Below are 15,415 nucleotides of genomic sequence, written 5' to 3'. Positions count from 1 at the left end.
ATGATCGCATTAATTCAAAGTGCCACTGATACCATTAAACAACTTACCGATACCGCAAACGCGCTAAATCAGGCCGTTACTCCTCCTGCCCCGGAACTACATTTTATAGATCTATTGTTAAAAGGAGGCTGGGTAATGCTTCCACTTGCTTTTTTAGCATTTATGGGCCTGGTTATTTTTGTTGAAAGATACATTACCATCCGAAAAGCATCTAAAACAGAATCCAATCTGATGCTTCAGATTAAACAATACATACACGATGGCAGATTAGACAATGCAATTGCCTTATGTAAAAACAACAATTCTCCATTGGCCAGAATGTTGGAAAAAGGACTAAAACGTATCGGAAGACCAATTAAAGATATCGAAGCTGCTATTGAGAACAATGGTAAACTGGAAGTCTCCAAGCTGGAAAAAAACATCGGTGTACTTGGTATTATTGCCGGTATTGCCCCTATGCTTGGTTTCGTGGGAACTATTATTGGAGTAATTACCATTTTCCATGATGTTTCCATTAAAGGAGCTATTGAAATTGGAACCATATCAGGCGGTCTTTATACTAAAATGATCACCTCTGCAACCGGATTAATCATTGGTATCATTGCCTATGTATTATACCACATATTAAATATGATGGTTGAACGCATCATCCTAAGAATGGAAACTGATGCAATTGAGTTTATTGATTTATTAGAGGAGCCGGGTAAATAATGAATCTACGCAAAAGAAATAGAGGGACAGTAGAGGTTCATACCTCTGCCCTCAACGACATCATGTTCTTTCTACTGCTGTTTTTTCTATTGGCATCAGCCGTAGTTAATCCGCAAGTAGTAAAACTATTATTACCACGTTCTGAATCCGGACAGCAATCTTCGGCACAAAAAACCGTTACCGTATCTATAGATGAGAAGCTAAATTATTTTGTAGATAAACAAAAGGTTTTATTGGATCAGATGCAACCTATGATAGAAGCTTATCAGAAAGCTTCACCGGATCTGACCATTGTGCTTTATGTTGCCAGAGGTGTTTCTATAGAAAATACCATGCAGGTATTTGATGTAGCAAACAAATTGAAACTGAAAGTTGTACTTGCTGTAGAACCTAAGAAATAATGACCTATCCTAAAGAAGAAAATAATTATCCTAAGGCAGTAGCGATATCAACCGGCATCATGGCGGTCCTGCTTGCCTTAAGCTTTTTTATTGCCATTGGTACCTTTAAGCCCGAAGTTGAAGCAGGTATGGGTGGTATGGTAGTCAATTACGGGACTTCTGTAGAAGGTATGGGAACGGATTATACCAGTATTGAAGAACCGTCTGCCGATCCTGATGCAAACAAACAAGCACCAGACAAAGTGGTGGTTACCAAACCTACTCCTCAAGTATCTACTGCACAAACCAGTGATAAGGACATTGTAACTCAAAGTACCGAAGATGCGGTAAGTATCAAAACAAAAGCAACTAAAAGTACCTCCACACCAGTTGCTACTTCAACGGAAAGTAAACCTGCGCAACCAACTATCAATCAGAATGCGCTTTATAAAGGCAAACCCAATAAAGGGACAGGCGGTGGTGATGGAACAGGTGAAACACCCGGTAATCAAGGAAGTGTTAACGGCGATCCACTCGCCAACAATTATGGTGAAGGTGGTTCCGGTTTTGGAGAAACACCAATCGCCTTAAGGAAATTTACCAACCTGGTAACTCCACAGGATGATGGACAAAAAACAGGAAAAATTGCAGTAAGGATAAAAATTAATAAAAGCGGAATTGTTATCGATGCCACTCCAGGAGTTAAAGGAACAACACTAAATGACAGAGAGTTATGGCAAAAGTGTAAAGATGCCGTAATGGGAGCACGCTTAACACAGTCAGAATCCGCTCCCGATGTTCAAATTGGTGTAGTTGTTTTCAACTTTAAAGTGAAATAATTCGTTCGCTTTGGTAATTTTGCCTGCTCAGGCTTTACAAATGAATTATAAGCAAACAATTGACTATTTATACAGCAAGTTGCCAATGTTTACACGCGTTGGCACTGTTGCTTTTAAAAAAGATCTCCACAACATAGTCGCCATGTGCGAAAACCTGGGGAATCCACAAACCAGGTTCAAAACTATCCATGTCGGAGGCACAAATGGCAAAGGATCAACATCTCACATGTTGGCCGCTATTTTTCAACAGGCAGGCTATAAAACAGGTCTATACACCTCCCCTCACCTCAAAGATTTCAGAGAGCGCATCAGAATCAATGGAGAAATGGTTGCAGAAGACTTTGTTACTGATTTTGTAAATCAACAACAGTCTATCATCGAGAAGATCAATCCCTCATTTTTTGAGGCTACTGTAGCCATGGCCTTTTCTTTTTTTGCTAAAGAACAAGTAGATATTGCCATTATTGAAGTAGGATTAGGTGGGCGTTTAGACTCCACAAACATCATTACCCCCGAGCTATCAGTCATTACTAATATCAGTCTTGATCATACCAATATACTGGGCAATACACTGCCCGAAATCGCTGTAGAAAAAGCAGGTATCATTAAACCAGGCATCCCCGTTGTTATTGGAGAAAAGCAGCTGGAAAGCGCGCAAGTATTTATTAAAAAAGCAGCGGAGACTGAAAGCAGGATATTTTTTGCAGATCAGGAACTCCATGTTGCAAATACAAGCAGACAAAAGGAATACCTCAATACATCAGTATACAAAGGCTTCGAACTTCTTTATAAGGATCTTGAACTTGACCTTAATGGTTTTTATCAATTAAAAAATGTGCTCACCGTTCTACAGGCCATAGCCATTTTGAAAGAAAAAGGATATAAAATAACTGATGATCATATTTATGACGCATTGAAGCATGTAAAAGATTTAACAGGACTTCAAGGCAGATGGCAGAAATTAAGCGAACATCCGCTTATCATTTGCGATACGGGACATAATATAGCCGGTATTACTGAGGTCATGCAAAACATCTATACAACTGATCATGAGCGCTTGCACATCGTTATTGGAATGGTAAAAGATAAGGATATCAGTGGTGTTTTGGCATTGCTACCTGTCCATGCTGATTATTATTTCTGCCAACCACAGCTAGAAAGAGCACTACCAGCTGTAGATTTGGCTGCTCAAGCTAAAAAATATGATTTAAATGGTCAGACTTTTGACACCGTTGCTTTGGCTGTTCAGGCTGCTAAAAGGAATGCAGGAGCAAATGATCTTATTTTCATTGGTGGCAGTACATTTGTAGTAGCCGAAGTGCTATGAAATCTTTACATAATGGTAAAGAATACTTATCATCAAGTATTTATATTTACCGCTAATCACAAAAACACATCATGAGAAAAACTTACCTATTATTTACTGCGCTTATTCTGATCAGTCAGCTGTCAACAGCTCAAAAAAAGACGGTAAAAAGCGGATCAAAAGAAACTTCTGCTGAGATAAACAGGCCAAAAATAGTTGTAGGTCTGATTATAGACCAAATGAGATGGGACTACTTGTACCGATACTACAGCAGGTATTCAAATGGAGGCTTTAAAAGATTAGTAAATGAAGGATTTTCTGCCGAAAACACATTAATTCCGTATACCCCAACAATTACAGCTTGCGGACACTCCAGCATTTATACGGGATCAACTCCTGCCATCAATGGTATTATCGGAAATGACTGGTATGATGCCAAGTTAAAAAGAAATATGTATTGTGCAGAAGATACCACTGTAACAACAGTTGGAAGTAGTACAATGGCTGGCGTGATGTCACCAAAAAACATGTTAACCACTACCATTACCGATGAGCTTCGTTTAGCGACAAATTTCAAAAGCAAAGTAATAGGCATCTCACTTAAAGATCGTGGCTCTATCCTGCCTGCCGGACATTCAGCCAATGCTGCTTACTGGTATGACGGACAAACCGGTGATTGGATTACCAGCACCTATTATATGAAACAGCTGCCAGCATGGGTTCAGGATTATAACAAACAGAAAACTGCAGATCAGTTTTTTGCAAAAAACTGGAATACCCTATACCCTATTAATAGCTACACCCAAAGTACTGAAGATAACAAAATCTACGAAAGGAAAACCAAAGGAGAAGAAACACCCACTTTCCCACACCCGCTAAAACTTTACATAGGCAAAAATTACGAGATCATTAAAAGTACGCCTTATGGAAATACTATCACCCTTGATCTGGCCAAATTAGCTATCTCTGCGGAGAAAATGGGACAAAATAATACGACAGACTTTTTAGCGGTGAGCTGCTCGGCAACGGATTATGTAGGTCACCAATATGGTCCAAACTCTGTAGAAGCTGAAGATACTTATCTTAGACTAGATAAGGATCTGGAAGATTTCTTTAATTATTTGGACAACAAATTTGGTAAAGGAAATTACCTGTTCTTCCTTTCAGCTGATCATGGTGCAGCACACGTTCCTGGGTTTATGACTGAGCACAAATTACCTGGAGGAACCTTTGATGAAGGTGCAGTCCTTAAAGACTTGAATGCAGCAATAGAAGAAAACTTTAAAATTAAGAAAGCCATAACAGCTTCTGCAAATGGTCAGTTTTACTTTAACCGCGAAGCCATAAAATCAGCTAAAGCAGACTTTGATGCTATAAAATCTTTGGTTATTGATATATTAAGAACCAAAGATGAAGTCTTTGATGCAGTTGACCTCAGCAAACTTGCAACCACAACCTTACCAGAACAAATTAAAAAATCCCTGACTTATGGGTATAATGCCCGCCGAAGTGGAGATGTATATTATATATTAAAATCGAATTACTTTAGTGGAGGTAAAACAGGCACAACCCACGGCGCATGGGCACCCTATGATTCGCATATACCATGTGTATTTATGGGCTGGAATGTGAAAGCCGGAAAAACCAATAAACAACATTACATGACGGATATTGCGGCAACATTAGCTGCCATGTTACACATACAAATGCCTAGCGGCTGTATTGGCGAACCAATTACAGAGCTTACACATCAATAAAAGGAGCTATTATACCATCTTTAAAGGCTGTTCTGGAACAAAAACCAGAACAGCCTTTTTGTTTACCTCCTTAGTGTATTTGATAAGCCTGTTTCTACCTAGCTCCTCTCAGTTTTTGTTACCTTTGCATACCGATTATAAAACCTATTATGGAGCAAATTGAAATTTATAAACCCAAACATAAAATCCGTTTTGTTACTGCTGCTGCACTTTTTGACGGGCACGACGCAACAATCAACATCATGCGCCGTATCCTGCAATCCTCAGGAGCCGAAGTCATACACTTAGGACATAACCGTTCTGTTGATGAAGTGGTAAACTGTGCAATTCAAGAAGATGTTCAGGGTATTGCAATGACCTCCTATCAAGGTGGTCATATAGAATATTTCAAGTATATGTACGACCTCCTTCAGGAACGTGGTGCAACCCATATTAAAATATTTGGCGGTGGCGGTGGTGTAATATTACCCTCAGAAATCGAAGAACTCCAGGCATACGGCATCACAAGAATATATTCTCCCGATGATGGCCGTAAAATGGGTCTGCAAGGTATGATCAATAACATGCTGGAGCAAACCGATTACATCACTACAAAATCATTAAACGGAGAACTTAAATCTATTCCTCAGAAAGATATTAAGAGTATCGCCGCTGCCATTACTGTAGCAGAAAATGATCCTGAAGCTGCTCAGAAATTTGTAAACGAGCTCAAAAAACTAACTTTAAGCAATCAAGCCCCAGTATTAGGTATTACAGGAACAGGTGGTTCAGGAAAATCATCTCTTGTGGATGAGTTGGTGAGGCGATTCTTAATAGAAGTAAAAGATAAAACCTTAGCAATCATATCTGTCGACCCATCCAAACGTAAAACGGGCGGTGCATTACTGGGAGATAGGATTCGTATGAATGCCATCAATAACCCACGTGTATATATGCGCTCGCTGGCAACCAGACAAGCCAATCTCGCATTATCTAAAAATGTACAGGAAAGTATTGACATCTGCAAAGCAGCCGGATATGATCTCATCATTGTCGAAACCTCCGGAATTGGTCAGTCTGATACCGAGATTACCGAACATTGCGATGTGTCTTTATATGTTATGACTCCGGAGTTCGGCGCGGCAACCCAGCTCGAAAAAATCGATATGCTTGATTTTGCGGACCTGGTAGCTATAAATAAATTTGACAAAAGAGGTGCCCTTGATGCCTTAAGGGATGTCCGCAAACAATATAAGCGCAATCATAATCTATTTGATGCCAAAGATGAAACCATACCGGTATTCGGGACTATGGCTTCACAATTTAATGATCCTGGCATGAATAACCTGTTTACTTCATTAATGGATAAGATTGAAGAAAAAACAGGTGTTAAATTTGATGCGCAGATGGAACTTACAGCTGAGCAGTCAGAAAAAATATACATCATTCCGCCAGACAGGATCAGATACTTAGCAGAAATTGCTGAATCCAGCCAGACTTATAATGAATGGGTTGATAAACAAAGTACCATTGCCCGCAAGTTGTATCAATTGCAGGGCGTAATTAAATTATCACAAGAAGAGCTTACCGTAAAAAATATTCCAGCAAGTAAAAACCTTACTCAGACACTGGAGGATGTATACAAGCACCTTGAAGAGCAATTGGATGGAGAATGCAAACGCTTGCTCCGTCAATGGCCGGAAACCAAGCTAAAATACAAGCAGGAGTTTTTCGTTTACAAAGTAAGGGATAAAGAAATTAAACAACCCTTGTTCTATGAATCCTTATCGAAATTACAAATTCCGAAGGTATCATTACCTAGATATGAAGACTGGGGTGACATCCTTCGTTGGCTTTTAACGGAAAATGTACCAGGAGAATTCCCCTATGCGGCTGGAGTATTCCCATTAAAGCGTGAAGGAGAAGATCCTACACGTATGTTTGCCGGTGAAGGTGGTCCGGAAAGAACCAACAAAAGATTCCATTATGTATCCTTGGGTCAACCAGCTCACCGTTTATCTACAGCCTTCGACTCTGTTACCCTTTATGGTGAAGATCCACACATCAGGCCGGATATTTATGGGAAAATTGGTAACTCAGGTGTAAGTATAGCAACTATTGATGATGCTAAAAAACTGTATTCAGGTTTTGACCTCTGTGCACCTTCAACGTCTGTTTCCATGACCATCAATGGTCCTGCTCCTATGCTGTTAGGTTTTTTTATGAATGCAGCCATCGATCAGCAGTGCGAAAAATACATCATTACACATGGATTAGAAAAAGAAGTTAGCGACAAGATAAAGGACATTTACAAAGCCAAAGGACAAGAGCGGCCGACTTACAATGGCGCACTTCCTGAAGGAAATAATGGCCTTGGCTTAATGCTCTTAGGCGTTACGGGCGATCAGGTTCTACCTGATGATGTCTACGACAAAATACGAGCACATGCCATTAGCACGGTTCGTGGTACCGTTCAGGCAGATATTCTAAAAGAAGATCAGGCACAAAATACCTGTATCTTCTCAACAGAGTTTGCTTTAAGGATGATGGGCGATATCCAAAGTTATTTTATTAGCGAGAAGGTGCGCAATTTCTATTCGGTATCCATTTCAGGCTATCACATTGCAGAGGCAGGCGCAAATCCCATTTCACAACTGGCATTTACATTAAGCAACGGCTTTACCTTTGTTGAATACTATTTGAGCAGAGGGATGAATATAGATGATTTTGCGCCTAACCTATCCTTCTTCTTCTCTAATGGCATTGATCCCGAATATTCTGTTATTGGTCGCGTTGCGCGCCGTATATGGGCTAAAGCCATTAAAAACAAATACAAAGGAAATGACAGATCGCAAAAGTTAAAATATCACATTCAAACATCCGGGCGCTCACTACACGCACAGGAAATAGACTTTAATGATATCCGTACAACCTTGCAGGCTTTATATGCCATCTACGACAACTGCAATTCACTGCATACCAATGCTTATGACGAAGCCATTACCACGCCTACCGAAGAGTCCGTTCGCAGAGCGATGGCGATTCAGTTAATCATAAACCGTGAACTGGGTCTCGCCAAAAATGAAAACCCTTTACAGGGAGCTTTTATAATCGAAGATCTTACCGATCTGGTAGAAGAAGCCGTACTTCAGGAGTTTAAACGAATTAACGATAGAGGAGGTGTATTGGGTGCAATGGAAACCATGTACCAACGCGGCAAAATTCAGGAAGAAAGTCTCTACTATGAAACTTTAAAACATACAGGAGAATACCCTATTGTTGGAGTTAATACTTTCCTGAATAAAAATGGTTCTCCAACGATTGTCCCTGGAGAAGTTATTCGAGCTACAGAAGAAGAAAAACAATACCAAATTACTGCACTACAATTATTCCAGGATAGAAATTCTGACAAGGCTGATGCTGCATTAAAGAATCTTCAGAAATCTGCCATTGCAGGAGACAATATCTTTGAACAACTGATGGAGGTTTGTAAAATATGTTCACTGGGTCAAATATCCAATGCACTTTACGAAGTTGGTGGTCAATACCGAAGAAATATGTAACTGAGGCATCAGTGTTATAAAACAAGAAAGGCTGAATAATTAATTATTCAGCCTTTCTTGTTTATTGATATCTTTTAGTTAAGCATGTATCCAGCTAAACTTATATTCCATTGTTGGAGCTTTCATACGATCTGCAACGCGCAACAATCTCGAAGGAAGTGCCATGATGTAATCACGAGCTCTTTCTCCAGCCTCGTTTAAATCACGCATACTATCCAATTTCCACTCTTCGATTAACTGCTGCATGATTTCTACATAATCAATAGCTGTATAAACACCTAGACGTTGAGCTGCATCTGTGAAATGTCCAAAAGTTTGTCCGATCTTCAAGCCCATCTCACGAAGGAAATGCGCCGGCATCACAATCTTCTGACGCATCATATCTTCAAAAGCGATCATTGCTTCATTAGGATCTACTTCAAAGATTTTACTCATAAAATCCTTATAAGCTTTTGCGTGACGAGCCTCATCCGATGCAATTACACCACACATTTTAGACAATAACGCATCTCCATCTCTTTTAGCCAATGAAGCCACTCTTCTGTGCGATATATTTGTAGCCAATTCCTGGAAGCTGGTATAAATAAAGTTTCTATAAGGATCATGACCTGTACCTATATCAAAACCGTCAGCAATCAGATATTGCGTAGAGATTTCCATCTGACGCATATCTACACGACCTGAAAGATAAAGATACTTATTCAGTAAATCACCATGCCTATTTTCTTCTGCAGTCCAGTGACGTACCCATTTCATCCATCCTCCTTGCTCATTCCTTGAAATTCCATCCACCATACTCAACCATGATTCATAAGTTGGCAAGGCTTCCTCAGTAATGGTATCACCAATTAAAACTGCTACCAGATCATAAGAAAGATCATTGGCCTTTTCACGTAGTACTTTTATATCCTGGAAAAATGTTTCGCTTGTAGAATCTGGCAAGAAATCAGCCGGTTGCCAATTTGTGTCAATTGGTTTTAAGTAAGTCTCCATCATATCAAGCATATAACCTTCTATGTGCAACATTACTTCCCTTCTTTTCTCTGCGAAAAAACTCATTCGTTTTATATTTTAAATTTTGTATCAAAGATAACCAAAAAATGCACAATCTACGGCATTAGCATTATTTTATTCGCAATTATTGACCTAAAACAAAGGTAATTGCATCCCCAAAATGTTTATCAACAATTGCCTTTTAAGCTAAGTGTATTTCCAATCTTCAATTATTTGATTTCTATTGATTATAAGACCATATTAAGCCATCAAAAGACAGCGATGTATCCTCTTAAAAAGAACCTTAAAAAAGGGTTATAAACAAGAAAAGCCTTTCAGTTTCCTGAAAGGCTTTCTTTTAAGATTTGGCACCGACCTACTCTCCCACGTGTTACCGCAGTACCATCGGCTCTGGTGGGCTTAACTTCTCTGTTCGGAATGGGAAGAGGTGGACACCACCGATATAGGCACCTAAATATTTTTAAGTATTTAGTTATATATCTCTCGATTAATTACACTAAACAAATGACATATTATTGAAAGAAGTTAAGTTTTGAAGAACAAACAACAGTGTTCTGCTCTTGAAAGCTTCGGATGATTAGTATTACTCGACTTTGATCTCACAACCTTTACATCTGTAACCTATCAACGTAGTAGTCTGCTACGGTCCTATATGGAATTCTCATCTCGTGGCTAGTTTCGCACTTAGATGCTTTCAGCGCTTATCTATTCCCAGCGTAGCTACTCTGCAATGCCCCTGGCGGAACAACAGATTCACTAGAGGCTAGTCCAACCCGGTCCTCTCGTACTAAGGTCAGCCCCACTCAAAATTCCTACGCCCACAACAGATAGGGACCGAACTGTCTCGCGACGTTCTGAACCCAGCTCGCGTGCCACTTTAATCGGCGAACAGCCGAACCCTTGGGACCTTCTCCAGCCCCAGGATGTGACGAGCCGACATCGAGGTGCCAAACCTCCCCGTCGATATGAGCTCTTGGGGGAGATCAGCCTGTTATCCCCAGCGTACCTTTTATCCTTTGAGCGATGGCCCTTCCATGCAGAACCACCGGATCACTATATCCGTCTTTCGACCCTGCTCGGCTTGTTTGCCTCACAGTCAAGCAAGCTTATGCTATTGCACTCCTCATACGGTTACCAAGCGTATTGAGCTTACCTTTGAAAGCCTCCGTTACCTTTTTGGAGGCGACCACCCCAGTCAAACTACCCATCAAACAATGTCCTTAGCTGTGCCAAGTTAGACACCGAATACAGAAAGGGTGGTATTTCAACGTTGACTCCACAACACCTGGCGATGCCGCTTCATAGTCTCCCACCTATCCTACACATCCTGTATCCAATGTCAATGTTAAATTGTAGTGAAGGTGCATGGGGTCTTTCCGTCCCGTTGCGGGTACCCGGCGTCTTCACCGGGACCACAATTTCACCGAGCTCATGGCTGAGACAGCGCCCAGATCGTTACACCATTCGTGCAGGTCGGAACTTACCCGACAAGGAATTTCGCTACCTTAGGACCGTTATAGTTACGGCCGCCGTTTACTGGGGCTTCGATTCAATGCTTCTCATTGCTGATGACATCCCCTCTTAACCTTCCAGCACCGGGCAGGTGTCAGGCCTTATACTTCATCTTTCGATTTTGCAAAGCCATGTGTTTTTGTTAAACAGTCGCCTGGGCCTTTTCACTGCGGCTGATATTGCTACCAGCGCCCCTTCTCCCGAAGTTACAGGGCCATTTTGCCGAGTTCCTTAGCCATGATTCACTCGAGCGCCTTAGAATTCTCTTCCCGGATACCTGTGTCGGTTTGCGGTACGGGTTTTTATAACCTGAAGCTTAGCGGTTTTTCTTGGAAGTCTGATTACCTGCACTATCCACGCCCCCGAAGGTTTGCGGTACTATCAGCGTTCAGCTAGACCGGCGGATTTGCCTACCAGTCCATTACCTACAGCCTTCAACGATCTATTCCGTCAGATCGCGGCAGTGTCACTACTCCGTCCCCACATCGCAGTTATAAAAAGTACGGAAATATTAATCCGTTGTCCATCGAATATCCCCTTCGGGTTCTCCTTAGGCCCCGACTAACCCTGATCCGATTAGCGTTGATCAGGAAACCTTATCCTTTCGGCGGGCAGGTTTCTCGCCTGCCTTATCGTTACTTATGCCTACATTTGCTTTTCCAGAAGCTCCAGCACAACTTACGTCATACCTTCGCTGCCGCTGGAATGCTCCCCTACCGTAATATTAATATTACCCATAGCTTCGGTGTACAATTTTATGCCCGTTTATTATCCATGCCCGATCGCTCGACTAGTGAGCTGTTACGCACTCTTTAAATGAATGGCTGCTTCCAAGCCAACATCCTAGCTGTCTATGCAATCGGACCTCGTTAGTTCAACTTAACTGTAACTTGGGGACCTTAGCTGATGGTCTGGGTTCTTTCCCTCTCGGCGCGTGACCTTAGCACCCCGCGCCTCACTGCCGTGTATATTAAATAGCATTCGGAGTTTGTCTGGATTTGGTAGGATTTGACTCCCCCGCACCCAATCAGTAGCTCTACCTCTATTTAACTCTACCACGACGCTGTTCCTAAAAACATTTCGGGGAGTACGAGCTATTTCCCAGTTTGATTAGCCTTTCACCCCTACCCACAGATCATCCGGAAACTTTTCAACGTTTATCGGTTCGGTCCTCCAGTACGTGTTACCGCACCTTCAACCTGTCCATGGGTAGATCACAAGGTTTCGCGTCTACCTCCCCTGACTATACGCCCTATTCAGACTCGCTTTCGCTTCGGATCCGTGTCTGAAACACTTAACCTTGCCAGAGAAGAGTAACTCGTAGGCTCATTATGCAAAAGGCACGCCGTCACGCCACCTGGACGCTCCGACCGCTTGTAAGCACACAGTTTCAGGTTCTATTTCACTCCCCTGTTCGGGGTTCTTTTCACCTTTCCCTCACGGTACTGGTTCACTATCGGTCTCTCAGGAGTATTTAGCCTTACCGGATGGTGCCGGCTGATTCCCACAAGGCGTCTCCGACCTCGCGGTACTCAGGATACTACTAGACTAATGGTACTTACGTGTACGAGGCTTTCACTCTATATTGCCAGGCTTCCCATCCTGTTCCACTTCATTGCATTATAATCATATCGTAGTCCTACAACCCCAGTCATGCCGTAACATTACTGGTTTGGGCTCTTTCCCTTTCGCTCGCCACTACTCAGGAAATCATTATTATTTTCTCTTCCTCTGCTTACTTAGATGTTTCAGTTCGGCAGGTTTGCGTACATTGTACAACTAGTCTTCAACTAGCTAGGTTTCCCCATTCAGAAATCTCCGGATCAATTCATATTTGCTAATCCCCGAAGCTTATCGCAGCTTATCACGTCTTTCATCGCCTCTGAGAGCCAAGGCATCCCCTGTGTGCTCTTAATTACTTTCTTCTCTCCATACCCTTTTGCGCGCATATGGAAATGCTTTTTTGATTGTCATTTGATCTTCTTCAGATCAAGGATCAAAGAGCAAGGATGAAGGATAAAAACCGAAGTCTTTATTCCTGGATCTTTCATCTTTTATCCAATTAATAATCTGTTCCAATCAAACAACGTCTCTATTGTTGTTTGCTCTTCTTTTTTAACTTCTTCCAATATGTCAAAGAACTTTTCTATCCCGGGTCACTTTCCTTTTGGGTTGGTTTCCTATTTACGTGCCTTTTGTAACAGACACCGGTGATGGTGGAGAATAACGGAGTCGAACCGTTGACCTCCTGCGTGCAAGGCAGGCGCTCTAGCCAGCTGAGCTAATCCCCCGTAAGATTCAATCTTATGTAGTCCCGAGCAGATTTGAACTGCTGACCCCTACATTATCAGTGTAGTGCTCTAACCAAACTGAGCTACGGGACTATATAGTCGTAAGTAAGGTTTATGAGTACTGATTTCTCATTTCACAAATCTTCTTGCCTACTCATGTCCCCTTTCTTCAGTATGGAGCACTAAACCATGCTTCATCCTATGGGTGTTTCTTTTTTGAGATCTTTCGTCATTTATATCATTCAGCGTAGCGAGTAGTCTGAACTACTCCAGAAAGGAGGTATTCCAGCCGCACCTTCCGGTACGGCTACCTTGTTACGACTTAGCCCCAGTTATCGGTTTTACCCTAGGACGCTCCTTGCGGTTACATACTTTAGGTACCCCCAACTTCCATGGCTTGACGGGCGGTGTGTACAAGGCCCGGGAACGTATTCACCGCGTCATTGCTGATACGCGATTACTAGCGAATCCAACTTCAAGAGGTCGAGTTGCAGACCTCTATCCGAACTGTGAATGGCTTTTTGAGATTCGCTTGCTGTTGCCAGCTTGCTGCCCTCTGTACCATCCATTGTAGCACGTGTGTAGCCCCGGACGTAAGGGCCATGATGACTTGACGTCGTCCCCTCCTTCCTCTCTGTTTGCACAGGCAGTCTGTTTAGAGTCCCCACCTTAACGTGCTGGCAACTAAACATAGGGGTTGCGCTCGTTGCGGGACTTAACCCAACACCTCACGGCACGAGCTGACGACAGCCATGCAGCACCTAGTTTCGTGTGATTGCTCACTCATCTATCTCTAAATGATTCACTAACTTTCAAGCCCGGGTAAGGTTCCTCGCGTATCATCGAATTAAACCACATGCTCCTCCGCTTGTGCGGGCCCCCGTCAATTCCTTTGAGTTTCACCCTTGCGGGCGTACTCCCCAGGTGGAATACTTAACGCTTTCGCTTAGCCGCTAACTGTATATCGCTAACAGCGAGTATTCATCGTTTAGGGCGTGGACTACCAGGGTATCTAATCCTGTTTGATCCCCACGCTTTCGTGCCTCAGCGTCAATCACACCATAGTAAGCTGCCTTCGCAATCGGTGTTCTGTGACATATCTATGCATTTCACCGCTACTTGTCACATTCCGCCTACCTCTAGTGTATTCAAGCTCATCAGTATCAAGGGCACTGCGATGGTTGAGCCACCGTCTTTCACCCCTGACTTAATAAGCCGCCTACGCACCCTTTAAACCCAATAAATCCGGATAACGCTTGGATCCTCCGTATTACCGCGGCTGCTGGCACGGAGTTAGCCGATCCTTATTCCTTCGGTACATTCAGCTTATTACACGTAATAAGGTTTATTCCCGAATAAAAGCAGTTTACGACCCAGAGGGCTGTCTTCCTGCACGCGGCATGGCTGGTTCAGAGTTCCCTCCATTGACCAATATTCCTTACTGCTGCCTCCCGTAGGAGTCTGGTCCGTGTCTCAGTACCAGTGTGGGGGGCCATCCTCTCAGATCCCCTAGTCATCGTCGCCTTGGTGGGCCGTTACCCCGCCAACTAGCTAATGACACGCATGCCCATCTTAATCCTATAAATATTTGATCATTACACAATGCTGTGCTGTGATTTTATGCGGTGTTAATCCGAATTTCTTCGGGCTATCCCCCTGATTAAGGTAGGTTGCATACGCGTTACGCACCCGTGCGCCACTTTCATAAGGAGCAAGCTCCTTAATCTCGTTCGACTTGCATGTATTAGGCCTGCCGCTAGCGTTCATCCTGAGCCAGGATCAAACTCTCCATTGTAAAATGTTTTGTTTGAACGCTGACCATTCTTAACTTGTATTAATAATAGTCTTATTCTAATTATATATTGTCTAGTTAGATTCTGACTTGAAAAAATAGCTTCGGTCTCATGTACTTTGAAATCGTACTATCTTACCTCGCTACGCTTTATAAATGACATCTCTTTAATGAACTTCTCGAATCGCCTCGCGGGTCATCTCTATATTTCTTCGTTTCCTATTCTCTGTTTCGTCCTGGTCTTAATGTTCCTGGTTTCAGTTTCGAATCT

Annotated in this window: 7 protein-coding genes, 2 tRNA genes and 3 rRNA genes; 6 read left to right on the top strand and 6 right to left on the bottom strand. The window is 42.4% G+C overall.

Going from position 1 to position 15,415, the window contains the following annotated elements; translation table 11 throughout:
• The 6 genes from P0Y49_03995 to P0Y49_03970 all read left to right on the top strand — a co-directional run bounded on the left by P0Y49_03995 (position 1) and on the right by P0Y49_03970 (position 8,535).
• Positions 1-711, top strand: coding sequence for a MotA/TolQ/ExbB proton channel family protein (locus tag P0Y49_03995; protein ID WEK20301.1), 711 nt, complete (start codon positions 1-3; stop codon positions 709-711).
• Positions 711-1,112 carry a biopolymer transporter ExbD gene (locus P0Y49_03990; GenBank protein ID WEK20300.1) on the top strand — a complete coding sequence of 134 codons (402 nt, stop codon included), beginning with the start codon at positions 711-713 and terminating at the stop codon, positions 1,110-1,112. Before P0Y49_03995 ends, P0Y49_03990 begins: the two co-directional genes overlap by 1 nt.
• The gene (locus P0Y49_03985) at positions 1,112-1,930 is read left to right on the top strand and encodes an energy transducer TonB (GenBank protein ID WEK20299.1); all 819 of its coding nucleotides are present in this window, start codon (positions 1,112-1,114) and stop codon (positions 1,928-1,930) included. The genes P0Y49_03990 and P0Y49_03985 overlap by 1 nt, the downstream gene beginning before the upstream one ends.
• Before the next feature lie 40 nt (positions 1,931-1,970).
• Entirely contained in the window at positions 1,971-3,257 is a 1,287-nt protein-coding gene (locus tag P0Y49_03980) for a bifunctional folylpolyglutamate synthase/dihydrofolate synthase (GenBank protein ID WEK20298.1), read from the top strand.
• 71 nt (positions 3,258-3,328) lie between these two features.
• Entirely contained in the window at positions 3,329-4,993 is a 1,665-nt protein-coding gene (locus tag P0Y49_03975) for an alkaline phosphatase family protein (GenBank protein WEK20297.1), read from the top strand.
• 149 nt (positions 4,994-5,142) lie between these two features.
• Positions 5,143-8,535 carry a methylmalonyl-CoA mutase family protein gene (locus P0Y49_03970; GenBank protein WEK20296.1) on the top strand — a complete coding sequence of 1,131 codons (3,393 nt, stop codon included), beginning with the start codon at positions 5,143-5,145 and terminating at the stop codon, positions 8,533-8,535.
• A gap of 78 nt (positions 8,536-8,613) precedes the next feature.
• On the opposite strand, the gene P0Y49_03965 is transcribed toward P0Y49_03970, so the two are convergent.
• From P0Y49_03965 to P0Y49_03940, 6 genes are all read right to left on the bottom strand, one after another.
• A complete protein-coding gene (locus P0Y49_03965) occupies positions 8,614-9,594 on the bottom strand; it encodes an acyl-ACP desaturase (GenBank protein WEK20295.1) in 981 nt (326 codons plus the stop codon).
• Between the two features lie 297 nt (positions 9,595-9,891).
• A 5S ribosomal RNA gene (gene rrf, locus P0Y49_03960) occupies positions 9,892-10,003 on the bottom strand.
• Positions 10,004-10,107: 104 nt separating this feature from the next.
• Positions 10,108-12,986, bottom strand: a 23S ribosomal RNA gene (locus P0Y49_03955).
• 289 nt (positions 12,987-13,275) lie between these two features.
• Positions 13,276-13,352 (bottom strand) — tRNA-Ala (locus tag P0Y49_03950).
• A gap of 18 nt (positions 13,353-13,370) precedes the next feature.
• A tRNA-Ile gene (locus P0Y49_03945) sits at positions 13,371-13,445 on the bottom strand.
• 180 nt (positions 13,446-13,625) lie between these two features.
• A 16S ribosomal RNA gene (locus tag P0Y49_03940) occupies positions 13,626-15,147 on the bottom strand.
• The 16S, 23S and 5S rRNA genes sit together here with 2 tRNA genes alongside, the layout of an rRNA operon.
• Positions 15,148-15,415: the final 268 nt, after the last annotated feature.

Origin of the sequence: Candidatus Pedobacter colombiensis, from assembly GCA_029202485.1 — a bacterium.
Classification (GTDB): Bacteria; Bacteroidota; Bacteroidia; order Sphingobacteriales; family Sphingobacteriaceae; genus Pedobacter; species Pedobacter colombiensis.
Note: the sequence above shows the minus strand (reverse complement) of the source record. Positions and strands in the feature narration are given on the sequence as shown.